20 protein-coding genes are annotated in these 21,154 nt (G+C 74.6%); 12 read left to right on the top strand and 8 right to left on the bottom strand.

The window, feature by feature from the left end:
* The first annotated feature begins 57 nt into the window (after positions 1 to 57).
* Positions 58 to 3,609, top strand: coding sequence for a DNA polymerase III subunit alpha (gene dnaE, locus GD880_RS18565; protein WP_152233094.1), 3,552 nt, complete (start codon positions 58 to 60; stop codon positions 3,607 to 3,609).
* On the opposite strand, the gene GD880_RS18560 is transcribed toward dnaE, so the two are convergent.
* Positions 3,572 to 4,522 carry a DMT family transporter gene (locus tag GD880_RS18560; protein ID WP_226909817.1) on the bottom strand — a complete coding sequence of 317 codons (951 nt, stop codon included), beginning with the start codon at positions 4,520 to 4,522 and terminating at the stop codon, positions 3,572 to 3,574. The two genes, dnaE and GD880_RS18560, sit on opposite strands and share 38 nt — an antisense overlap.
* Positions 4,519 to 5,148, bottom strand: a complete 630-nt coding sequence (locus GD880_RS18555) for a TetR/AcrR family transcriptional regulator (protein WP_152233093.1) — start codon at positions 5,146 to 5,148, stop codon at positions 4,519 to 4,521. Before GD880_RS18555 ends, GD880_RS18560 begins: the two co-directional genes overlap by 4 nt.
* Before the next feature lie 224 nt (positions 5,149 to 5,372).
* Between GD880_RS18555 and GD880_RS18550 the strand changes: the two genes are divergently transcribed.
* The gene (locus GD880_RS18550) at positions 5,373 to 5,900 is read left to right on the top strand and encodes an RNA polymerase sigma factor (protein WP_152233092.1); all 528 of its coding nucleotides are present in this window, start codon (positions 5,373 to 5,375) and stop codon (positions 5,898 to 5,900) included.
* Positions 5,897 to 6,721: a hypothetical protein gene (locus GD880_RS18545; RefSeq protein WP_152233091.1), complete on the top strand. Its 825-nt coding sequence runs from the start codon at positions 5,897 to 5,899 to the stop codon at positions 6,719 to 6,721. The genes GD880_RS18550 and GD880_RS18545 overlap by 4 nt, the downstream gene beginning before the upstream one ends.
* A gap of 52 nt (positions 6,722 to 6,773) precedes the next feature.
* On the opposite strand, the gene GD880_RS18540 is transcribed toward GD880_RS18545, so the two are convergent.
* Complete coding sequence (locus GD880_RS18540; protein ID WP_152233090.1) at positions 6,774 to 7,004, bottom strand: RNA-binding S4 domain-containing protein; 231 nt, start codon at positions 7,002 to 7,004, stop codon at positions 6,774 to 6,776.
* Between the two features lie 108 nt (positions 7,005 to 7,112).
* Between GD880_RS18540 and hisD the strand changes: the two genes are divergently transcribed.
* Positions 7,113 to 8,465 (top strand): histidinol dehydrogenase, encoded by a 1,353-nt coding sequence (hisD, locus tag GD880_RS18535; protein ID WP_152233089.1) that lies wholly within the window; start codon positions 7,113 to 7,115, stop codon positions 8,463 to 8,465.
* Between the two features lie 44 nt (positions 8,466 to 8,509).
* Positions 8,510 to 8,956 (top strand): nitroreductase family deazaflavin-dependent oxidoreductase, encoded by a 447-nt coding sequence (locus GD880_RS18530; protein WP_226909816.1) that lies wholly within the window; start codon positions 8,510 to 8,512, stop codon positions 8,954 to 8,956.
* A 3-nt stretch (positions 8,957 to 8,959) separates the two neighbouring features.
* Here GD880_RS18530 and GD880_RS18525 read toward each other — a convergent pair whose 3' ends face one another.
* From GD880_RS18525 to GD880_RS18515, 3 genes are all read right to left on the bottom strand, one after another.
* Positions 8,960 to 11,263 (bottom strand): RecQ family ATP-dependent DNA helicase, encoded by a 2,304-nt coding sequence (locus GD880_RS18525; RefSeq protein WP_152233087.1) that lies wholly within the window; start codon positions 11,261 to 11,263, stop codon positions 8,960 to 8,962.
* Complete coding sequence (locus GD880_RS18520) at positions 11,260 to 12,873, bottom strand: HNH endonuclease signature motif containing protein (RefSeq protein WP_193314600.1); 1,614 nt, start codon at positions 12,871 to 12,873, stop codon at positions 11,260 to 11,262. The genes GD880_RS18525 and GD880_RS18520 overlap by 4 nt, the downstream gene beginning before the upstream one ends.
* A gap of 291 nt (positions 12,874 to 13,164) precedes the next feature.
* Positions 13,165 to 13,764, bottom strand: coding sequence for a TMEM175 family protein (locus GD880_RS18515; protein WP_152233085.1), 600 nt, complete (start codon positions 13,762 to 13,764; stop codon positions 13,165 to 13,167).
* A gap of 257 nt (positions 13,765 to 14,021) precedes the next feature.
* Here GD880_RS18515 and GD880_RS18510 point away from each other — a divergent pair, with 257 nt between their 5' ends.
* Genes GD880_RS18510 through GD880_RS18485 form a run of 6 tightly spaced genes read left to right on the top strand, consistent with a single transcriptional unit; the run spans position 14,022 to position 18,884 of the window.
* Positions 14,022 to 15,173: a histidinol-phosphate transaminase gene (locus GD880_RS18510; RefSeq protein WP_152233084.1), complete on the top strand. Its 1,152-nt coding sequence runs from the start codon at positions 14,022 to 14,024 to the stop codon at positions 15,171 to 15,173.
* Positions 15,170 to 15,787 (top strand): imidazoleglycerol-phosphate dehydratase HisB, encoded by a 618-nt coding sequence (gene hisB, locus GD880_RS18505; RefSeq protein ID WP_226909815.1) that lies wholly within the window; start codon positions 15,170 to 15,172, stop codon positions 15,785 to 15,787. Before GD880_RS18510 ends, hisB begins: the two co-directional genes overlap by 4 nt.
* The gene (locus tag GD880_RS18500) at positions 15,784 to 16,584 is read left to right on the top strand and encodes a hypothetical protein (protein ID WP_152233083.1); all 801 of its coding nucleotides are present in this window, start codon (positions 15,784 to 15,786) and stop codon (positions 16,582 to 16,584) included. Before hisB ends, GD880_RS18500 begins: the two co-directional genes overlap by 4 nt.
* Positions 16,581 to 17,219, top strand: a complete 639-nt coding sequence (gene hisH / locus GD880_RS18495; RefSeq protein WP_152233082.1) for an imidazole glycerol phosphate synthase subunit HisH — start codon at positions 16,581 to 16,583, stop codon at positions 17,217 to 17,219. Before GD880_RS18500 ends, hisH begins: the two co-directional genes overlap by 4 nt.
* Positions 17,220 to 17,268: 49 nt before the next feature.
* The gene (gene priA, locus GD880_RS18490) at positions 17,269 to 18,003 is read left to right on the top strand and encodes a bifunctional 1-(5-phosphoribosyl)-5-((5-phosphoribosylamino)methylideneamino)imidazole-4-carboxamide isomerase/phosphoribosylanthranilate isomerase PriA (protein WP_152233081.1); all 735 of its coding nucleotides are present in this window, start codon (positions 17,269 to 17,271) and stop codon (positions 18,001 to 18,003) included.
* Positions 18,000 to 18,884 carry an SseB family protein gene (locus GD880_RS18485; protein ID WP_226909814.1) on the top strand — a complete coding sequence of 295 codons (885 nt, stop codon included), beginning with the start codon at positions 18,000 to 18,002 and terminating at the stop codon, positions 18,882 to 18,884. Before priA ends, GD880_RS18485 begins: the two co-directional genes overlap by 4 nt.
* Before the next feature lie 7 nt (positions 18,885 to 18,891).
* Here GD880_RS18485 and GD880_RS18480 read toward each other — a convergent pair whose 3' ends face one another.
* Together GD880_RS18480 and GD880_RS18475 are read right to left on the bottom strand one after the other, a co-directional pair.
* Positions 18,892 to 19,614, bottom strand: a complete 723-nt coding sequence (locus GD880_RS18480; protein ID WP_226909813.1) for a S1 family peptidase — start codon at positions 19,612 to 19,614, stop codon at positions 18,892 to 18,894.
* Positions 19,611 to 20,195: a hypothetical protein gene (locus GD880_RS18475; protein WP_152233080.1), complete on the bottom strand. Its 585-nt coding sequence runs from the start codon at positions 20,193 to 20,195 to the stop codon at positions 19,611 to 19,613. The genes GD880_RS18480 and GD880_RS18475 overlap by 4 nt, the downstream gene beginning before the upstream one ends.
* Before the next feature lie 272 nt (positions 20,196 to 20,467).
* Here GD880_RS18475 and infC point away from each other — a divergent pair, with 272 nt between their 5' ends.
* Entirely contained in the window at positions 20,468 to 21,124 is a 657-nt protein-coding gene (infC, locus tag GD880_RS18470) for a translation initiation factor IF-3 (protein ID WP_152233103.1), read from the top strand.
* The last annotated feature ends 30 nt before the right edge of the window (positions 21,125 to 21,154 follow it).

The following is a 21,154-nucleotide window of genomic DNA, read 5'->3' as shown; positions in this document are numbered from 1 at the left end:
CCGGACACGCCAGCGGGTCGCCCGGGCATGTCACCGGGGCCACCTAGACTGGCCCGCATGGCAGCCGGAGGATCAGCAGACTTCGTCCACCTCCACGTGCACACCGAGTACTCGATGCTCGACGGTGCCGCCAAGCTGGACCCGCTGTTCGCGGAGGTCAACCGGCTCGGGCAGAAGGCCATCGCCATGACCGACCACGGCTACATGTTCGGCGCCTACGACTTCTGGTCCAAGGCCACGAGCGCCGGCGTCAAGCCCATCGTCGGGGTCGAGGCGTACCTGACCCCCGGCACCGCCCGCGCCGACAAGACCCGCGTGCGCTGGGGCGACGACTCCCAGACCGACGACGACGTCTCGGCGCGCGGCTCCTACACGCACATGACGCTGCTCGCCCGCACCACCGAGGGCATGCACAACCTGTTCCGCATGGCGTCCCTGGCCTCGCTGGACGGGCAGATGGGCAAGGCCCCCCGCATGGACCGCGAGCTGCTCACCACCTACGGCAACGGGCTCATCGCCACCACCGGGTGCCCCTCGGGCGAGGTGCAGACCCGCATCCGGCTGGGCCAGTACGACGAGGCGCGCCGCGCCGCCGGGGAGTTCCAGGACATCTTCGGCAAGGAGAACTTCTACGTCGAGCTCATGCAGCACGGGCTCGACATCGAGTCCCGGGTGATCCCCGACCTGCTGCGCCTGTCCCAGGACATCGGCGCCCCGCTGCTGGCCACCAACGACTCGCACTACGTCAAGGCCGAGGACCACAGCACCCACGACGCGCTGCTGTGCATCAACTCCGGCTCCGTGCTCGCCGACCCCAACCGGTTCAAGTTCACCGGCGACACCTACTACGTGCGCTCGGCCGCCGAGATGCGCGAGGTCTGGCGCGACCACCCGGACGCGTGCGACAACACCCTCCTCGTGGCCGAGCAGTGCGACGTGCAGTTCCGCACCACGAAGGACGGCGCGAACTACATGCCGGTCTTCGAGGTCCCGCCGGGGGAGGACGAGCAATCCTGGTTCGTCAAGGAGGTCGAGCGCGGGCTGCACTACCGGTTCCCGAACGGCATCCCCGACGACGTGCGCAAGCAGGCCGAGTACGAGGTCGGGATCATCACCCAGATGGGCTTCCCGGGGTACTTCCTCGTCGTCGCCGACTACATCAAGTGGGCCAAGTCCCAGGGCATCCGCGTGGGGCCGGGCCGTGGCTCCGGCGCCGGGTCGATGGTCGCCTACGCCATGCGCATCACCGACCTCAACCCGCTCAACCACGGGCTGATCTTCGAGCGCTTCCTCAACCCCGACCGCGTGTCCATGCCCGACTTCGACGTCGACTTCGACGAGCGCCGGCGCGGGGAGGTCATCGACTACGTCACCAAGAAGTACGGCGACGACCGCGTCGCCCAGGTGGTCACCTACGGCACCATCAAGGCCAAGCAGGCCCTGAAGGACTCCTCCCGGGTGCTGGGCTACCCCTACGCGATGGGGGAGAAGCTCACCAAGGCGATGCCGCCGTCGGTGATGGGCAAGGACATCACCCTGCACGGGATCTTCGACCCCAGCGACAAGCGCTACGCCGAGGCCGAGGAGTTCCGGCAGGTCTACAACGCCGACCCCGAGGCCCAGAAGATCGTCGCGACGGCGCAGGGCCTGGAGGGCATCAAGCGGCAGTGGGGCGTGCACGCCTGCGCCGTCATCATGTCCTCGCACCCGCTGATCGACATCATCCCGATCATGCGCCGCCCCCAGGACGGCGCGATCATCACGCAGTTCGACTACCCGACCTGCGAGGGCCTCGGCCTGCTCAAGATGGACTTCCTGGGCCTGCGCAACCTCACCGTCCTCGGCGACGCGCTGGAGAACATCGCCTTCAACGGCAAGGAGGCGCCGGACCTCGAGCGCCTCGGCCTGGACGACCGCAAGACGTACGAGCTGCTCTCGCGCGGGGAGACCCTCGGGGTGTTCCAGCTCGATGGCGGCGGCATGCGCACCCTGCTGCGACTGATGCGCCCGGACAACTTCGAGGACATCTCCGCCGTCGGCGCCCTGTACCGCCCGGGCCCGATGGGCGCCAACTCCCACACGAACTACGCGCTGCGCAAGAACGGCCAGCAGAAGATCGAGCCGATCCACCCCGAGCTCGAGGAGCCGCTCAAGGACATCCTGGGCACGACCTACGGCCTGATCGTCTACCAGGAGCAGGTCATGGCCATCGCGCAGAAGGTCGCCGGGTTCACGCTCGGCCAGGCCGACCTGCTGCGCCGCGCGATGGGCAAGAAGAAGAAGGCGGAGCTGGACAAGCAGTTCGCCGGCTTCGAGGCGGGCATGCTCGAGCGCGGCTTCTCCAAGGCCGCCGTCAAGACCCTCTGGGACATCCTGCTGCCGTTCTCCGACTACGCCTTCAACAAGGCGCACTCGGCCGCCTACGGCGTGGTGTCCTACTGGACCGCCTACCTCAAGGCGAACTACCCGGTCGAGTACATGGCCGCCCTGCTCACCTCGACGCAGGACAACAAGGACAAGCTCGGGATGTACCTGGCGGAGTGCCGCCACATGGGCATCACCGTGCTCCCGCCGGACGTCAACACCTCCGCGGCGAACTTCACCCCGGTGGGCGACGAGATCCGCTTCGGCCTGGCCGGCATCCGCAACGTCGGCGCCAACGTCGTGCAGGCGATCATCGAGGCACGCGAGGAGAAGGGCGCCTACGCCTCCTTCAACGACTTTCTCGACAAGGTGCCGGTGGTGGTGTGCAACAAGCGCACCATCGAGTCCCTCATCAAGGCCGGCGCGTTCGACACCCTCGGCCACACCCGCCGGGCGCTGGTGGCCCGGCACGAGGAGGCGGTCGACGCCGTCGTCGACGTCAAGCGCAACGAGGCCGTGGGCCAGTTCGACCTCTTCGCCGCCCTCGGCGGCGACGACGGCGCGGCCGGCGCCGGCTTCACCGTGGAGATCCCGGACCTGCCCGAGTGGGACAAGAAGCAGAAGCTCGCCTTCGAGCGGCAGATGCTCGGGCTGTACGTCTCCGACCACCCCCTCGCCGGGCTCGAGCACGTCCTGCAGCGGGCGGCCGACACCCAGGTGACGTCGCTGCTCGAGGACGACGCGAAGCCGGACGGGTCCAGCGTGCACATCGCGGGCCTGGTCACCTCCCTGCAGCGGAAGATGACCAAGAACGGCAACCCGTGGGCCATCGCCTCGGTCGAGGACATGACCGGCTCGATCGAGGTGCTGTTCTTCCCGCAGACCTTCGCCACCGTCTCCACCGCCCTGGCGGAGGACACGATCGTCACGGTGCGCGGGCGGCTCAACCGCCGCGACGACATCCCGACGATCTACGCCCAGGAGATGACCCTGCCCGACGTCTCCGACGCCGAGGACGGGCCGGTGAGCCTGACGCTGGCGGCGAACCGGTGCACCGGCCCGGTGGTCGAGCAGCTGCGCGGCATCCTCACCAACCACCCGGGGCCGTCGGAGGTGCGCCTGCGCCTGACCAGCCCCGGGCGGGCGACGGTCATGAAGCTGGCGGACAACCTGCGCGTGGCACCCAGCTCGGCGCTGTTCGGCGACCTCAAGGCGCTGCTCGGCCCCAGCTGCCTCGTGCACTGAGCCGCGGGGCGCGCGGCGGCGCGGTGAGCACCACCAGGCCGGCCAGCAAGATGCCCATGCCCGCCCAGCCCAGGGCCGGGAGCCGTTCGTGCAGGACGAGGACGGCCAGGGCGGCGGCGACGGCGGGCTCGAGCAGGGACAGGGCGGTGGCGGTGCTCGCGGCGACGGTGCCCAGGCCCCGGCCGAACAGCACGTAGCCGAGGAACATGGGCACGACGGCGAGGTAGGCGACGGCGGCGACGTGGGGCCCGGCCGCGACGATCGGCCCGCCGGTGAGCAGCAGGACCGGCAGCAACAGCACGCCGCCGAGCCCGAAGATCGCGCCCATCACCGGGCGGGAGGGCAGCCCGCGGCGCATGAGCCGCGCGGCGCCCCAGGAGTACAGCGCGTAGGTGAGGCCGGCCGCCAGGCCCAGCGCGATGCCGAGCGCCGGATGGGTGCCGGCGGCGGTGCCGGGACCGGGCGCCGGCCCGGCGTCGACGGCGCGGGCGACGGCCAGCGTCAGCACGCCCAGAAGGCCGGCCGCGGCGCCGAGCGCCCACCGGTGCGAGAGCGGCTGGCGGTCCACGATGCGCTCGACCAGGGCGGCCGCCACCGGCGCCGACCCGATGGAGACCACCGTGCCCACCGCGACCCCGGCCAGGCGCATGGAGGTGTAGAAGGCCAGCGGGTACACCGCCACCGCGGCGGCGGAGACCGCCAGGGTGCGCCACTGGGCGAGCAGGCCGGCGCGGTGGGCGCGCATGCCGCGGTGCGCGGCCGCCGCCTGCAGCAGTCCGCCGACGCCCATCGCCGCCGCCCCGACGGCGAGCGGTCCGACGCCGGGGGCCAGCGCCGCCGCGGTGCCCGTCGTGCCCCACAGCAGGGCCGCGGCCAGCACGCAGAGGCTGCCGAAGGTCGTCCCGTGTCTCACCGGGCGCTCCCGGCGGCGTCCACCAGCTGCAGGGCCAGCTCGCGCGCCCGGTGCAGCCGGCTGGAGTCGCCCTCCAGCCCGGCGCGGGCCATCGCCCCCTCGAGCAGGAACGCCAGGTGCTCGCCCAGCGCGGCGACGCGGGCGCCCGGCAGGCCGTCGAGCTCGGCGAGGTGCGTCGCCAGCAGCCCCTCCACCTCTTCCTTGTGCCGGCGCACCAGTTCTCGCCCGGGCGCGCCGGCGGGGAGCTCGGCCGCCGCGTTGAGCAGCCCGCAGCCCCGGAAGCCGTGGCGGTAGGCCATCTCGGCGTGGTCGGTATAGGCGTCGAACACGGCGGCGACTCGGTCCCGGGGGCCCGCCGCCTCCGCGAGGCGACGGCGGTAGAGGCCCAGCCACTCCTCGTGCCGCGCGTGCAGGTAGGCCAGGACGAGGTCGTCCTTGCCCGCGAAGTTGTTGTACAGGCTCATCTTCGCCACGCCGGCCGCGGCCGTGATCGCGTCGATGCCGGTGCCGGTGATCCCGCGGTCGTAGAAGCACTCCGCGGCGGCGGCCAGCAGCCGGTCGCGGGCCGACCCGTGCGCGGGCCCCCGCGGAGGGGCCTGCGCGCCCCGGTGCTGCCCTTCGGTCATGGCGCCTCCTGGACTAGACAGACCAGTCTACCTAGACGCTCGGCCCCGAGCCCCGAGCCCCGAGCCCCGAGCCCCGAGCCCCGAGCCCCGAGCGGCGAAACGACGATCTGCGCCATCTCGGACGCGGCTGTAGGGATCGTGCGAGTGTCGGACATATCAGGGGTATGAGCGCGCCACCTCCGACCGGGACCGCCGCCCGGCCGCCCGATGCCACGATGTACGGCATGACGTCGTCCGATATGCCGGGTGCGGCGGTCTTCCGCAGGATCTTCGAGGAGGCCTACGACGACGTCGTGCGCTTCGTGGAACGCCGCTGCGACCCGGCCGGCGTCGAGGACGTCGTCGCCGAGGTCTTCCTCGTCGCCTGGCGCCGTCTCGCCGACCTCCCGGCGGACCCGACCGGCGTGCGCCCGTGGCTCTTCGCCGTCGCCCACCGGACCCTGGCCAACGCCCACCGGGGGCGTCGCCGGGCTCGGGCGCTGCTGGTGCGGGTGGCTGCCCAGCCGCCGGCGCATGTCACCGACCCTTCGGAGGTGGTGCACCGGGTCGACCTCGCCCGCGCCTTCCGCCGCCTCGGACCCCGCGACCAGGAGGCGCTCGCCCTGGTGGCGTGGGACGGGCTGACGCCGACCGAGGCCGCGGTGGTCCTGGGCGTCTCGACGTCGGCGTTCAGCGTGCGGCTGAGCCGGGCGCGAAGCCGGCTCCGCTCCCACCTCGACGATCCCCGCCCGACCGAAGGAGCCCTCGCATGAGCACCGACGACGCCGACCTGCGCGACCTCCGGGTGCTCGACCCCGCCCACGCGCCGCGAGCGGCGACCGGCCGGGAGCCCGCCGCGCAGGTGATGCTGGAGCGCATCCTCGCCGAGGCGCGGGCCGGTGGCCCCGCCGGTGCCGCCCGCGGGGGCGGCGGCGCTGGCGGGTCAGCCGCGCGCGGGCCGGTGCGCCGCTGGCTGCTCGTGGGTGCGGCCGCGGCGGTGGCCGTCGGCCTCGTCGTGCTGCCGCCGTGGGGCGCCCCGGAGCACGCCTTCGCCACCTGGACGGCCGTGCCCGAGGAGCTCCCGGTCGCCCGGCTGCAGGAGCGGCTGGGCGAGCTGCCGTGCGCGACTGGCCGCTCGAGCGAATCGAGCCTGAGCACCGGCGAGGTGGTCCTCGCCGAGGAACGGGGGGACGTGACCTTCATCGTCACGGCCAGCCCCGTGGGCATGGCGCACTGCCTGGTCCTGGACGGGCAGGTCACCAGCTCCGGCTGGGGCAGCTTCGTCGGAGCGGCGGAGCTGGCACCTACCGAGGTGGGCACCGTCCTCGCCGCCGGGGCCGGGGCCGGCGCCGGCGCGTACACCGCGATCTACGGGCGCGTGGGCAGCGACGTCGTCGGCGTCGACGTCCACCCGCTCGGATCGCCCGACGACCCCCACGCGCCGCCACCCGGTGTGGTGCCCGAGTCGGTGCAGGCGACGGTCGACAACGGCTTCTACGGCGCGTGGTGGCCCGGGAGCGGGGGCGGGGCGTTCGAGCTGACGATCCACCTGGCCGACGGCACGACGCTGGAGCGGGTGCCGGCGTTCGAGTAAGGCCGCGGCCTCGCGTGCGCCCGCCCACCGGTCCGCGACGGCGGCGGGCAGCTCACCCCACCCTGGCCGCCACGGTGCCGGTCGGCAGCGACACCTCGACGAGCATCCCGGGCGCCAGCTGCCGGCCCCGGCGCGTCTCGACCTCGCCGTCGACGCTGACCTCGCCGTCGGCGATGAGGTCGCGCGCCCGGGCGCCGGAGTCGGCGAGGTTCGCCAGCTTGAGGAACTGGCCCAGCCGGATGGTGCCCTGCGTGGGGATCGTGGGGACGTCGTCAGCGGTCATGAACCGATCCTGCCAGGCGGGCGGCGAGCACCCGGCGCGGGGCGGCGGCCCGCCGGGCCGGCCGAGCCGCCACCGGCGCCGTCCGAGGCGCCAACTAGGATCGACCCCATGCTCCAGCGCATCGACCTTCGTGGCCAGACCCTGTCCTCCGCCGAGCTCGCCGGCGTGCTGCCCCGCGCCGCGCTCGACGTCGAGGCGGCGATGGCCCAGATCCGTCCGGTCATCGACGACGTCCGGGACCGCGGCGCGGCCGCGCTGCGCGACCTCGGCGAGCGGTTCGACGGCGTGCGGCCGGAGCACCTGCGGGTGCCGGCCGCCGCGATCGCGCGGGCGCTGGAGCAGCTCGACCCGGCGGTGCGCGAGGCGCTGGAGCTCTCCATCGCGCACAACCGCGCCGGCCACGAGGCCCAGCTGCCCCGCGAGACGACCACCGCGATCGTCGACGGCGGCGTGGTGCGCCAGCGCTGGGTGCCGGTGCGCCGGGTCGGCCTGTACGTGCCCGGCGGCCTCGCCGTCTACCCCTCCAGCGTCGTGATGAACGCCGTGCCCGCCCAGGTCGCGGGCGTGGAGCAGCTGGCCATCGCCAGCCCGCCGCAGAAGGCGTTCGGCGGCCTGCCGCACCCGGTGATCCTCGCCGCCTGCGCGCTCCTGGGCGCCGAGGAGGTCTACGCCGTCGGCGGCGCCCAGGCGGTCGCCATGTTCGCCTATGGCGCCCGCGCCGAGACCGCCACCGACCGGGCCGACCTCGCCGCCGCCGGGCTCGACGGCGACCAGCTGTGCGCGCCGGTGGACGTCGTCACCGGCCCGGGCAACGTCTACGTCGCCGCCGCCAAGCGCGCCGTGCGCGGCGTCGTCGGCATCGACGCCGAGGCGGGCACCACCGAGATCGCCGTGCTCGCCGACGCGACGGCGGACCCGGGGTTCGTCGCGGTGGACCTCATCTCCCAGGCCGAGCACGACCCGGCGGCCGCCTCGGTGCTCATCACCGACTCCCCGGAGCTCGCCGACGCCGTCGACGCCGAGATCGAGCGGCGGGTGCCGGCCACCAAGCACGCCGAGCGGGTGCGCACCGCGCTGTCCGGCCCGCAGTCCGGCACGGTGCTGGTCGCGGACCTGGACCAGGCGGTGGCCGTGACCGACGCCTACGGTGCCGAGCACCTCGAGGTCCAGACCGAGAACTCCGCCGCGGTGGCCGACCGGATCCGCAACGCCGGCGCGATCTTCGTCGGCCCGTACTCCCCGGTGCCGCTGGGCGACTACCTCGCCGGGTCCAACCACGTGCTGCCCACCGGCGGAACCGCGCGCTTCGCCAGCGGCCTCAACGTGACGGCGTACATCAAGTCCGTCCAGGTCATCGAGTACGGCGAGACCGCGCTCAAGGAGGTCGCCGCGCCGCTCACGGCGCTCGCCGCCTCCGAGGACCTGCCCGCGCACGGCGAGGCGGTCAACGCGCGGTTCTGACCCATCCGGTGCCGCCCCGCCCCCGGGGCGGCACCATGGGCGGCGTGGCTCGCATCCCTCGTTGGCTGGCCCGGGCGCCCATCCCGCTCCTGCGCGCCGGGCTCGGCCCGCTCCTGAGCCCGTACGTGCTGGTCGAGCACCTCGGGCGGCGCACGCGACGGCGACGCTACGTGGTGCTCACGGTCGTGCTCCGGGAGCCCGGCGCGGTGGTGGTGGCGGCCGGCTACGGGCCGGGCTCGCAGTGGTACCGCAACCTCGTCGCCGACCCCCGCGTGCGGCTGTGGTGGCGCCACGCCGTCGGTGTGCGCGGGCGCGCCGAGCTGCTCGACGCCCCGGAAGGGACGCGCTTGCTCGAGCGCTACCGGCGCCTGCACCCCTGGCGCGCGCGGATGCTCGCGCGGGCTCTCGGGCTGGACCTCGACCGGCCCGGCACGCTCGAGCAGGTCGCGGCGCGCGTGCCGTTCGTCCGGCTCAGCTCGCCGCGGCTGTGACGCTCAGCGCTGGGCGAGCACGAACGGGTGCACGGCCGTGGCGCCGGCCTGACGCAGCAGGCGCGCCGCGACGGCCAGGGTCCAGCCGGAGTCGGTGTAGTCGTCGACGAGGACCACCGTGCGCCCGGGCAGCCCGGCGACCGCGGCCTCCGACAGCCTCAGGTGCAGGCGGCGCTGGATGCCCGCCAGCCGCTGGGCGGAGTTGACGTCGTGGCGGCCGGCTGGCCGGTCCGGGTCGGGGACCACCTCGCCGACGACGGGCGCGCGCAGGATGTGGGCGACGCCGCGGGCGAGGTGGGTGACCAGCTCGGGCCGGGCGGCGGAGGCGAGGACGACGACGCCGTCGACGCCGGGGGACCCGTCTCCGCGGCGGAGGGCTGGCGCCCACTCCTCGAGCACCTGCTGGACCGGGCGGCGCAGCGCCGCGGGCAGGAGCCCGTCCCGGCCGTGCGCCGCCTCGACCGGCCCCGCCGGGGAGGTTGGATCGGCCGCAGGGTCGGTGGGCGCTGGATCGGCCGCGGGGTCGCCGGCCGTCGCCGCGCCAGCGCCGTGGGCCGGCTCGAATAGCTCACGCAGGGGGACGGACCAGCCGAGCCCGTCGAGCCGGGCCAGCGCCCGGCCGTCCTCGGCGCGCTCGGCGTCGGGGATCTTCCCGCGCAGGTCCAGGCCGAGCGCCTCCATGCCGGTGGGCCACTGCCGCCGTGGGGTGACCTCGATGCCGGGACGGTCCATGGCCGCGCGGGCCTGCTGCACGGCGCCGACGTCGACCGACGGGTCCAGGCTCAGGCCGCCGCACAGGTCGCAGCGCCCGCACCGCCAGCCCGGCTCGAGCTCGGGGTCGTCGAGCTGGGCGCGCAGGTACGCCATCCGGCACCCGGAGCCGTCGAGGTGCTCGTAGCCGAGCATCGCCTGCTGCTCCGCCTCGCGGGCGGCGGCGACGCGGGCGTAGCGCTCGCCGTCGTAGACCCACTCCCGCCCGGTGGCCTCCCACCCGCCGCGGACCCGGCGCACGGCGCCGTCGACGTCGAGGACCTTGAGCATGGTCTCCAGCCGGTTGCGGCGCAGGTCCACCTGCGTCTCCAGCCGTGCCGTGGACATGGTGCCGCCGGCCGCCAGGGCGGCCAGGGCATCGCGCACCGCGTGCTCGGGCGGGAACGCGAGCGAGCCGAAGTAGTCCCAGATGTCCTGGTCCTCGCGCCCGGGGAGCAGCACGACGTCGGCCCGGTCGACGCCGCGGCCGGCGCGGCCGACCTGCTGGTAGTAGGCGATGGGGGAGGAGGGGGCGCCGAGGTGGATGACGAAGGCGAGGTCGGGCTTGTCGAAGCCCATGCCGAGCGCGGAGGTGGCGACGAGCGCCTTGACCCGGTTGGCCTTGAGGTCGGCCTCGAGCTGCTCGCGCTCGGCGGTGTCGGTCTGGCCGGTGTAGGCGCGGACGTCGTGGCCGGCGGCCCGCAGCTGCTCGGTCACCTGCTGGGCGGCGGAGACCGTGAGTGTGTAGATGATGCCGGAGCCGTCGTAGCGGGCCAGCTGCTGGCCCAGCCAGGCGATCCGGCTGGGCTGGTCGGGCAGAGGCAGCACCCCCAGGTGCAGCGAGGGCCGGTCGAGGGAGCCGCGCAGCACCAGGACGTCTTCGTCGTGCCGGCCCACGCCGAGCTGCTCGGCGACGTCGGTGCTCACCCGCGCGTTGGCGGTCGCCGTCGTCGCGAGCACCGGGATGCCCGCCGGCAGGTCCCCGAGCAGGGTCCGGATGCGGCGGTAGTCCGGGCGGAAGTCGTGGCCCCAGTCCGAGATGCAGTGTGCCTCGTCGACGACGACGAGGCCGGCGCTGGCGGCCAGGCTCGGCAGCACCTCGTCGCGGAAGGCGGGGTTGTTCAGCCGCTCCGGGGAGCACAGCAGCACGTCCACCTCACCGCCGGCGATCGCGGCGTGCACCGCGTCCCACTCCGTGACGTTGGAGGAGTTGATGGTCACCGCGCGGATGCCGGCGCGCGCCGCGGCGTTGATCTGATCGCGCATGAGGGCCAGCAGTGGGGAGATGATCACGGTCGGGCCGGCGGGCGGGCGGTCGGCGGCGCCGGCGCGCAGGAGCATCGTCGCGACGAAGTACACCGCCGACTTGCCCCATCCGGTGCGCTCGACCACGAGCGCCCGCCGTCGGCGCGCGACCAGGGCCTCGATCGCGGTCCACTGGTCCTCGCGCAGCCGGGCGTCCTCCCGGTCGACCAGCGACCGCAGGGCCGCCTCGGCCCGTTCCCTGAGGGTCGCGGGCGCCTGGGTTCCCGAGCTGGCCACTGCTGACTCCGTCATGAATCGTCCCCTCCGTCGGCGTCCACGCTCTCACAGTCGGCGCGCCTCCCGTCGTCGGGGTGTGGGCGGCGGGGGACCTGCTGGTCCTGCGAGAGACAAGGGTCCGTGAGCTCGCCGGCGGCTTCCGCCGGCTCGGGGTCCTCGGCGTCAGCGGCGGCCAGCTCCTCGGCGAGCGCCCAGCTCTCCAGCAGCACCGTGGTGGCGTAGGCGGTGTCCAGCGGCTCGCCCGACCACTCGGGGGTGAGGGTCGCGGCGTCGACGGCGACGGCGGGGCGCCAGCCATCGAGCCGCCCGGCCTGGGCCGGTACGGGATGGATGATCGCGCCGCGCCGGTCGCGGACCGTCACCGAGCCGTCGGGATCCAGGGTGAGCGAGTACTGGCCCTCGTGGAGGAGCCTGTGGTTGGTGCCGCACAGGAGCACCATGTTGGTGATCACGGTGAGTCCGCCGTCGGCCCAGTGCAGGACGTGGTGGGCCTGCAGGAAGTGCCTGCGCGTGCAGCCGGGGTAGCGGCACCCGCGGTCCCTGCCCCACAGCGCCCGGATCAGCGCCGCGGTCGGCTTCCGCACCTTCGCGCCCACCTCCAGCGTGCGGCCCGAGACGCCGACGCCGTCGTCGTGGACCTCGACGACGATCCCCGCGTCGCACGCGAGGCGGCGGGCGGTCTCCGGGTGCAGGGCCGGGCCGTCGTCGAGGCGCGGTGTCGTGACGAGGGACTCGGTGGCGAGGGCCTGCGGCGGCGGGGCGGCGTCGGACGCCATGAGCGGCGCCGTCCCGTTCCCGTCGACCGCTGGGGCGGTGTCGACCGTGTCCACCGGCGCGGTGGGCGAGCGGAGGTCGGCGAGCGTCACGTGCACGACCGTCTCGGGGGAGCGGCTGGTGCGGGGCCTGTCGTCGCCCGGGACCGGCGCCTCGGCGCACAGCTCCACCAGCGCGTCGGCGAGGGACCTGCGGTCGGCGACGGTCGGGTCCGGCGGCTCGTCCTCCCGCCTTGGGGGGGCGTCCGCCTCGGGTGGCACCGTGTCGGCGAGCTCGGCCTCAGCACGGTCGCGGCGCACCTCGAGCGCCTGGACGATCAGCGCCCCGTCCTCCGGAGAGAAGCGCCCGGACAGGAGCAGCGAGCCGTCGTCGGCCCACCGCCAGGACAGGTGCCGGCGCGCGTGGCGCTCGCGGCTGTCCTCAAGGGTCTGCGTCGTGCGCAGCCCGCGCACGAGACGCTCGAGGTGATGGGCAGGCGCATGCAGGGCGACGTCGACCAGGTCGGCCTCGGTCTGGGGCGTGGCCACCCGCGTGATGGCGCGGACCTTCGAGTAGGAGAGGCGGCCCTGGGCGAAGGCCCGGACCGTGACCGGCAGGGCGCGCAGCGCGCGGGCGACCCGCACGTGCTCCCGGGCGGCCACGGGGCCCATCCCGCATCGCCAGCCGAGCCAGTGCGCGGCGGAGAGGATGCCGTCCTCGCCCCAGGCCTCCCGTGCGTCGAACTCGCCGAGCAGGACCAGGAACCGGCAGGTCGCGGCGGCGATGTGGGCCGCCACGGTGGTCAGCTCGTCGACGAGCGCCTCGTCTGACGCCGGGACGGGGCCGCCCGGCGGGGACGTGGAGTCCGACACCGGTTGATCCTCGGGCATGGCCGTCGCGGGTGGGTCGCCGGTTGCCAGCAGCATCGCACACCTCCGTCGTCGAAACTTCGTTCGAGCCTAGGAGAGGGGGCTGACATCGGTCGCTTGGCCTCGAGAAAGATGTGGAAACTCCTCCGAGGGAACGAGAACGGCCAGGGGCGCCGTGTGCGGGCACGGTGCGGGCGCTTCCGCGGAAACATCGGTGGCGCCGGCGGCGAGGGCTGGCTGCACACGCGGGCAGGCCGCGACCGCGCGTGCAGGGAGAGCAGAACCGGTGCTTCGTCACTCCCCGCCGTCATCCGGACGAGCGGCGGTCAGGCCGCGCTCGATCCGGCGGTCGGGGATCAGCCACACGAGCGCGACCGTGGCGAAGACGGCGACCGCGGCCCGGCTGCTGAGGAAGGACAGGCCGATGCCGATCACGTAGAGCACCGGCGAGAGCTTGCCCTTGAGGTCCCGGCCCACCGCGGCGGCGACGATGGACCCCTCGCCCTGGTCCCGGATGATCAGGCCCTGCAGGGCGTAGTAGGCCAGGGCGGCGGCGAGCAGGACGACGCCGTAGGCCGCGGTGGGCACCGACGCGAAGGCGTTCTCGCCCATCCAGGCGGTGGTGAACGGGACCAGCGACAGCCAGAACAGCAGGTGCAGGTTCGCCCACAGGATCGGCCCGTTCACCCGCGTGGTGGCCTGCAGCATGTGATGGTGGTTGTTCCAGTAGATGCCGAGGATGACGAAGCTCAGCACGTACGACAGCAGCACCGGCCACGCGTCCCGCAGGGCGTGCCAGGTGGTGTCGTGCGGCGTGGGCAGCTCGAGCACCATCACCGTGATGGCGATCGCGATGACCGCGTCGCTGAACGCCTCCATGCGACCGGTCGACATGGATCGACGCTAAGCGACGCCGGGCGGCATGACGCGGCGGCATCGGCAGCCCAGTAGCGCCGGCAATGCCCGCCCGCCGGGCGGGACGATTCCGCGGAAGCGCCCCGGGGCAACCCGCCCGGGAAGAGTGGCCCCGGGCGCTCGCGGCCCGAGCGGGACGGCGGGGCCGCGCGGCGAGCGCCTGCAGGCGCCACGCGCCACCGTCCGTCACTCGGCCACGCGCCGTCGGGCCCGCCCACGGCACCTAGACTCGTGGGGTGACCACCCCCTCCACCGAGGCGACCGAGAGCGTGCGGCTGCCGCTGCGCCCCGAGCTCGCGGGCCTCGAGCCCTACGGCGCGCCGCAGCTCGACGTGCCGGTGCGGCTGAACGTCAACGAGAACCCCTACCCGCCGTCGGACGCCGTCGTCGCGGACATCGCCGCCGCCGTCGCCGAGGCCGCCCACGGCCTCAACCGCTACCCGGACCGCGACTTCGGCGAGCTGCGCGCCGAGCTCGCCGAGTACCTGCGCGTGGAGTCCGGCGTCACGCTCGCCCCGCACCACCTCTGGGCGGCGAACGGCTCCAACGAGGTCATGCTGCACCTGCTGCAGGCCTTCGGCGGCACCGGCCGCGCGGTCCTCTCCTTCGCGCCCACGTACTCGATGTACCCCGAGTACGCCCGCGACACCCTCACCGCGTGGATCGCCGCGCGGCGCGAGGAGGACTTCAGCCTCGACCCCGGCTACGCCGTCGCCCAGGTCGCCGCCCACCGCCCCGCGGTGATCCTCCTCGCCAGCCCGAACAACCCCACGGGCACCGCCCTGCCGCTGAGCACCATCGAGGCGATCTGCGAGGCGGCCGCGACCACCGGGCCGGCCGACGCCGACGGCGGCCCCACCGCCTCGGTCGTGGTCGTGGACGAGGCGTACGGCGAGTTCCGCCGCGAGGGCACCCCCACCGCGCTGGACCTGCTCGAGCGCTTCCCCCACCTGGCCGTCTCCCGGACGATGTCCAAGGCGTTCGGCATGGCCGGGCTGCGCCTGGGGTACCTCGCGGCGGCCCCGGCGCTGGTGGACAAGCTCCGCGTCGTCCGGCTGCCCTACCACCTCTCCGCCGTGACGCAGGCGGCCGCACTGGCCGCGCTGCGTCACCGCGGTGCGCTGATGGGCCAGGTGGCCTCGCTGCGCGCCGAGCGCGACGAGCTCGTGACCTGGCTGCGGGGGCACGGGCTGCAGGTGGCAGACTCGGACGCCAACTTCGTGCTCTTCGGAGTTTTCGAAGATCGCCACGCGGTGTGGAATGGTCTGCTGAAGCGTGGCGTCCTCATCCGCGAGGTGGGGCCCGCGGGCTGGCTGCGCGTCTCGGTCGGGACGCCGCAGGAGACGGCCGCCTTCAAGGCGGCGCTGGAGGAGGTGCTGGGCTGGTGACGCAGCAGCTGGTGGGAACGCGCACGGCGCGGGTCGTGCGCACGACGTCGGAGTCCGACGTCGTCGTCGAGCTGGACCTCGACGGCACCGGGCGGACCGACATCTCCACGTCGGTGCCCTTCTACGACCACATGCTCACCGCGCTGGGCAAGCACTCCCTCATCGACCTCACCGTGCGCGCGACCGGGGACACCCACATCGACGCCCACCACACCGTCGAGGACGTCGCCATCTGCCTCGGCGAGGCGCTGCGCCAGGCGCTGGGGGACAAGAAGGGCATCTCCCGCTTCGGGGACGCCATGGTGCCGCTGGACGAGGCCCTCGCGCTCGCGGTCGTCGACGTCTCCGGGCGCCCCTACCTCGTCCACTCCGGCGAGCCGGAGGGGCAGGAGTACCACCTCATCGGCGGGCACTTCACCGGTTCGCTGACCCGGCACGTGCTCGAGTCGATCGCCCACCACGCCGCCATCTGCCTGCACGTGAGGGTGCTGGCCGGGCGCGACCCGCACCACATCGTCGAGGCGCAGTTCAAGGCGCTGGCCCGGGCGCTGCGCGCCGCGGTCGCGCTCGACCCCCGCGTGGAGGGCGTGCCGTCGACCAAGGGGGCACTGTGAGCCCCGCCGCAGGGCGCCCCGACGACGGCGACCGGCGGCCGGAGGACGAGCGGCCCGACGGCGAGCGCCCGGACGACGCCGCGCCGTCGGTGCCCGGCGACCTGCCGGACCAGGGCACCCCCGGCGACGCCCCGCTGACCGAGGCCGACGTCGAGCGGATGCTCGCCGCGCTGGGCGCGGCCGCCGAGGTGCCCGGGCCGGACGCCACCCAGGTCGGCGGCACCGAGGCCGGCGGCGCGCCCGACGAGGCCGGGGCGCCCGCCGCGCACCAGCGCCCCGGCGCCATCGCGCTCGTGCTCACCCCGGTCGCCTCGGCGCCGGCGCTGGCCGGGCTGTGCGCGATGAGCGGCATCGACGTCGACGTCGTCCCCTCCACCTCCGGAGCGGTCGCCGTGCTCGAGCTCGCCCCGAAGCAGGCCACGGACGAGTGGGACATCAGCGAGCTCGTCGGCGAGGGCGGCGGACCGAGCCTGCCGCCGGAGGCGGAGGAGCTGGCCACCACCCTGTCCCGGCTGGCGCGGGCCGGCGTCGTGCTCCTCGCCGCCGAGCTGGCCACCGACGTGGGCATCGAGGCCGGCCTGTCCGGGCACATCCACGCCCGCCAGTACACCGGCGGGGAGCCCGAGGGCGACATGCCCGCCGGGCTGGTGCTCGCCAACGCCGACCAGGTGGTCGAGGACCTGCTGCTCGGCCGGGTCCGCCCCCAGGACGTCAAGGGCCACCAGCGCTCCGGCACGCTGCCGCGCTGGAAGGCCGCCCGCATGTTCGCCCGCGGTCTGCGACGGAGAAAGCCATGAGCACGGTCGTCGTCTTCGACTACGGCTCGGGGAACGTCCGGTCCGCCGTCCGCGCGCTCGAGCGCATCGGCGCGGAGGTCGAGCTGACCGCGGACCCGGCCGCCGTCGCCGCTGCGGACGGGCTCGTGGTGCCCGGCGTGGGCGCGTTCGCCGCCGTCATGGACCAGCTGCGCGCCGTCGGCGGGGACCGCATGATCGAGCGCCGCCTGGCCGGCGGCCGGCCGGTGCTGGGCATCTGCGTGGGCCTGCAGGTGATGTTCACCAAGGGCACCGAGCACGGCGTGACCACCGCCGGGCTGGACCAGTGGCCCGGCGAGGTCGAACGGCTGCGCGCCGACGTCGTCCCGCACATGGGCTGGTCGACCGTGGAGCCGCCCGAGGGCACCGTGCTGTTCCGGGGGGTCGAGGGCGAGCGCTTCTACTTCGTGCACTCCTACGGCGTCCAGACCGACCCGGCCGCGGCGCTGCGCGGGGACACCCCGCTGCGCGAGCCGCTGGTCACCTGGGCCGAGCACGGCTCCCGGTTCGTCGCCGCCGTGGAGAACGGCGCGCTGTCGGCCACCCAGTTCCATCCCGAGAAGTCCGGCGACGCCGGCGCCCAGCTGCTGCGCAACTGGGTCTCCACGCTCGGCTGAACGCCGGACGACCACGGCTGACCGCCGGAAGAGAAGAGGTACGAACCGCATGAGCACACCGCGCCTGGAGCTGCTGCCCGCCGTCGACGTCGTGGACGGCCAGGCCGTCCGGCTCTTCCAGGGCGAGGCCGGCTCGGAGACCTCCTACGGCGACCCGGCCGAGGCGGCCCGCGCCTGGGTTGAGGAGGGCGCGGAGTGGATCCACCTCGTCGACCTCGACGCGGCCTTCGGGCGCGGCAGCAACCACGACCTGCTCGCCCGGATCGTCGGGGAGCTGGACGTCAAGGTCGAGCTCTCCGGCGGGATCCGCGACGACGAGTCCCTCGAGCGGGCCCTCGGCTCCGGCGCGCGGCGCGTCAACCTCGGCACCGCCGCCCTGGAGAACCCCGAGTGGACCTCCAAGGTCATCCGCGAGCACGGCGACCGCGTCGCCGTCGGGCTCGACGTGCGCGGCACCACCCTGGCCGCCCGGGGCTGGACCCGCGAGGGCGGGGACCTGTGGGAGGTCCTCGCCCGCCTGGAGGCCGACGGCTGCTCGCGCTACGTCGTCACGGACGTGACCAAGGACGGCACCCTGCGCGGCCCCAACGTCGAGCTGCTCCGCGAGGTGTGCGCGCGCACCCAGGCGCCGGTGGTCGCCTCCGGCGGCATCGCCAACCTCCACGACATCGAGGCCCTGCGGGGGCTGACCGACGTCGGCGTCGAGGGCGCCATCGTCGGCAAGGCGCTGTACGCCGGCGCCTTCACCCTGTCCGAGGCGCTCGATATCGCCGGCCGGCCGTGAGCGACGACGACCGGCTGGTGCCCCGCCCCGACGGCGGGCTCGTCCAGCCCGCCGGCCGCGAGCCGCTGCGGATCGCGGAGGGGCTCGCCCACGACCACCTCGCCGGACCCGCCGACTCCGCCGGGCAGCCCTGGGCGGGGCGGATGCTCAAGCCCAACCCCTTCGCGGGCGACGACGGGACGGTCGAGCCCGCCATGGCCGCGGCGCTGGCCGAGGCCGACGACGGCGAGCGGGTGCGCGCCGTCGTGGAGGCGCTGCGCACCGGGCGCGTGCTCGTGCCGGTCGTGGCCCACGAGCACCCCGGCACCACCGACGACGGCGCCGTCCGCAGCCACGACGCCGACGCGTTCCGTTCCGGGGACCGCGCGGCGGACGCCATGGCCTCCGCCGCGATGGTCTCCGTGCGCACCCCCGACGGGCGCGCCGCCCTGCCGATCTTCTCCGGCGTCGCCGCGCTGCACGCCTGGGACGCCACCGCCCGGCCGGTGCCGGTCGAGGCCACCCGTGCGGCGCTGTCCGCGGTGGGGGAGACCGACTCCCTCATGGTCCTCGACCCCGGCGGCGAGGGGACCGTGCTCGTGCCGCGCCCGGCGGTGTGGGCGCTGGCCCAGCAGAAGCCGTGGACCCCGTCCTGGGCCGACCCCGAGCTGCCGCAGCTGCTGACGACCGCCCTGGCCGGCATCGCCGGCCTGGTCGGGGTGCGTCTGGAGCGCGGGGAGCGGGCGGAGCTGCGGGTGGTCCTCGCCGTGCGCGCCGGGCTGTCGGCCGAGCAGCTGCGCGACGCCGTCGGCCGCGTGAGCCAGGCCCTCGCCGAGCAGCCGCAGGTGCGCGAGCGGGTGGACTCCCTCGAGCTCTACCCGGTGGCGGTCGAGGCCGGCTGAGCCCCGCTCAGCGGCACGCGGTGAGCGGCGCGAACGCCGAGGTGTCGGCCAGCAGCGCCTGGAGCAGGCTGAGCGGCACGAGGTAGCTCTGCCCCCGGTCGTCGCCGGCGTAGACGACGCCGACCACGCGGCCGTCGGCGTCCAGCGCGGCGCTGCCCGAGCTGCCGCCGACGACCGCCGCGCTCGTGACGATCACCTGGTCCATCCCGGTGCCCAGCGGGTCCGGCACGGCGCCGAGCACCTGCCCGGCCGACGTCGTCAGCGCCCCGCCGCTGGGGTAGCCGACCACGGTCACCGGCGTGCCCGCGGCCGGGTCGCCCGCGGCGAGCCCGGGCACCTGGGGCAGCGGCTCGGCGGTGCGGACCAGGGCGAGGTCGGCCACCGGCGTCGAGCTCACGGTGACGACGTCCACGTCGCGCCCGTCGTAGGTGGACACCTGGAGCTCGGCGGAGTCGGCGACCACGTGGCGGTTGGTCACCACGGTGTGCTCGTCCAGGGCGAAGCCGGAGCCGACCGAGAGGGACCCGCAGCCGACGTTGCGCACCCGCACCGCCATCCGCTCGGCCGCGGCGACGCCGTCGGGGGTGAGCGAGCCCGACGCGGCCACCTGCGGGGCCGGCGCGTCGGGGACGTAGTCGGGCAGCGGCCCGGGCATCGGGGGCAGCGCCCCGCAGCCGGCCAGCGCGGCGGCGACCACCGCGACGAGCGCGAACCGGGCGCGCCGGCTCACTGGCCCAGCTCGCGCTGCAGCTGGGTGTTGGCCGCCTCCGCCTGGTCGCACAGGCGCGTGACGTCCCCCTCGAACCCGGCCAGGGACGCGGGGTCGTACCGCTCCTGGTCCTTGAGGTAGCCGATGAGCCGCTCCTGGCCCCGCACGCACTCCTGGAGGGCGGAGGCCACCGCCCGGGCGGCCTCCGACACCCGCGCCTGGTACGCCGCGAGCTGGCGCTGGGCCTCCCGGTCGTCGCCGGTCTGGGCCTTCTCGTCGGCCAGCTGGACGAGCCGGTCCTGGGCGGTCTGCAGCTGGGCCTGGACGGCGCCGAGGTCGCTGCTGCGCTGGTCGAGGTCCGCCTCGGTCTGCGCCAGCCGGCGGCCGAGGTCGGTGGCGGTGGTGTCGAGCACGTCGGCCCGCGCCGACCACGCCCGGGCCAGCACGGCGAGGTAGGCTCCGGTCGCGAGCGTGGCCACGAGGACGACGGCGAGCAGCACCGTGAGCCACCGGCGCCGGGAACGGGCCGGTGCCGCGGGAGCGGGCGGTGTGGTCGGGCTCTCGTCGGTGAGCGCCACGCTCCCGTCGTCGTCAGGCTGCATGCGTGGTAGTGTTGCAGACCGACCAACCGGGGTCGGGCTGCGCCATGCGCGGGTCGATCCGGGTGTGCAAGTGGAGATTCTCCCACCTAGGTCTCGACCGTCCGAAAAGGCGGGCAGAGGCCGGGTCAGGTCAGCAAGGGGTCACGACCCCTTGCGCGCGGGTGCCCGCCGGGCGTCCCGCGCCGACCTCGAGGCCTCCGCGTGCACCGCACGGCGGAGGCCTTCTTCGTCCCTGCGGGTCGAGGGCACGAACGAGGCAGAAGGAGCACAGCATCAGCGAGCCCCGCATCAACGATCGGATCCGCGTTCCCGAGGTGCGTCTCGTCGGCCCCGCCGGCGAGCAGGTCGGCGTGGTCCGGGTCGAGGACGCCCTGCGCCTGGCGCAGGAGGCCGACCTCGACCTGGTCGAGGTCGCGCCCGACGCGCACCCGCCGGTCGCGAAGCTCATGGACTACGGCAAGTTCAAGTACGAGTCGGCCATGAAGGCACGCGACGCCCGCCGCAACCAGGCGAACACGGTTCTCAAGGAGATCCGCTTCCGCCTGAAGATCGACCCGCACGACTACGAGACCAAGAAGGGTCACGTCGTGCGGTTCCTCAAGGGCGGCGACAAGGTCAAGGTCATGATCATGTTCCGGGGCCGTGAGCAGTCCCGCCCCGAGATGGGCATGCGGCTGCTGCAGCGCCTGGCGGACGACGTCGCCGAGCTCGGCTCGGTGGAGTCGGCGCCGCGCCTCGACGGCCGCAACATGACCATGGTCATCGGCCCGCACAAGAAGAAGGCCGAGGCCAAGCACGAGCAGCGCCGCAAGCGCGAGGCTGAGCGCGCGGAGAAGAAGGGCTCGGCCCCGGCCGACGAGGCTGCCGCCGACGTGGCCCCGGCCGACGCGGCCGGCGGCGCGGCGCCTGCCGAGCCCACCGCCTCCTAGCGCACCGCATACCTGCAAGACGCCCCGGCG

This window comes from Georgenia ruanii, assembly GCF_009193175.1.
GTDB classification, from domain to species: domain Bacteria; phylum Actinomycetota; class Actinomycetes; order Actinomycetales; family Actinomycetaceae; genus Georgenia; species Georgenia ruanii.
This window is presented reverse-complemented; position numbering and strand designations above follow the sequence as displayed.

What these genes read in the sequence shown, in the direction of transcription:
- GD880_RS18545 (WP_152233091.1), top strand. Translation starts at nt 5,897, where the DNA reads ATGAGCACCGACGACGCCGACCTGCGCGACCTCCGGGTGCTCGACCCC.
- dnaE (WP_152233094.1), top strand. Translation starts at nt 58, where the DNA reads ATGGCAGCCGGAGGATCAGCAGACTTCGTCCACCTCCACGTGCACACC.
- hisD (WP_152233089.1), top strand. Translation starts at nt 7,113, where the DNA reads ATGCTCCAGCGCATCGACCTTCGTGGCCAGACCCTGTCCTCCGCCGAG.
- GD880_RS18475 (WP_152233080.1), bottom strand. Translation starts at nt 20,195, where the DNA reads ATGCAGCCTGACGACGACGGGAGCGTGGCGCTCACCGACGAGAGCCCG.
- GD880_RS18515 (WP_152233085.1), bottom strand. Translation starts at nt 13,764, where the DNA reads ATGTCGACCGGTCGCATGGAGGCGTTCAGCGACGCGGTCATCGCGATC.
- GD880_RS18555 (WP_152233093.1), bottom strand. Translation starts at nt 5,148, where the DNA reads ATGACCGAAGGGCAGCACCGGGGCGCGCAGGCCCCTCCGCGGGGGCCC.
- priA (WP_152233081.1), top strand. Translation starts at nt 17,269, where the DNA reads ATGAGCACACCGCGCCTGGAGCTGCTGCCCGCCGTCGACGTCGTGGAC.
- GD880_RS18550 (WP_152233092.1), top strand. Translation starts at nt 5,373, where the DNA reads ATGACGTCGTCCGATATGCCGGGTGCGGCGGTCTTCCGCAGGATCTTC.
- GD880_RS18540 (WP_152233090.1), bottom strand. Translation starts at nt 7,004, where the DNA reads ATGACCGCTGACGACGTCCCCACGATCCCCACGCAGGGCACCATCCGG.
- hisH (WP_152233082.1), top strand. Translation starts at nt 16,581, where the DNA reads ATGAGCACGGTCGTCGTCTTCGACTACGGCTCGGGGAACGTCCGGTCC.
- GD880_RS18525 (WP_152233087.1), bottom strand. Translation starts at nt 11,263, where the DNA reads ATGACGGAGTCAGCAGTGGCCAGCTCGGGAACCCAGGCGCCCGCGACC.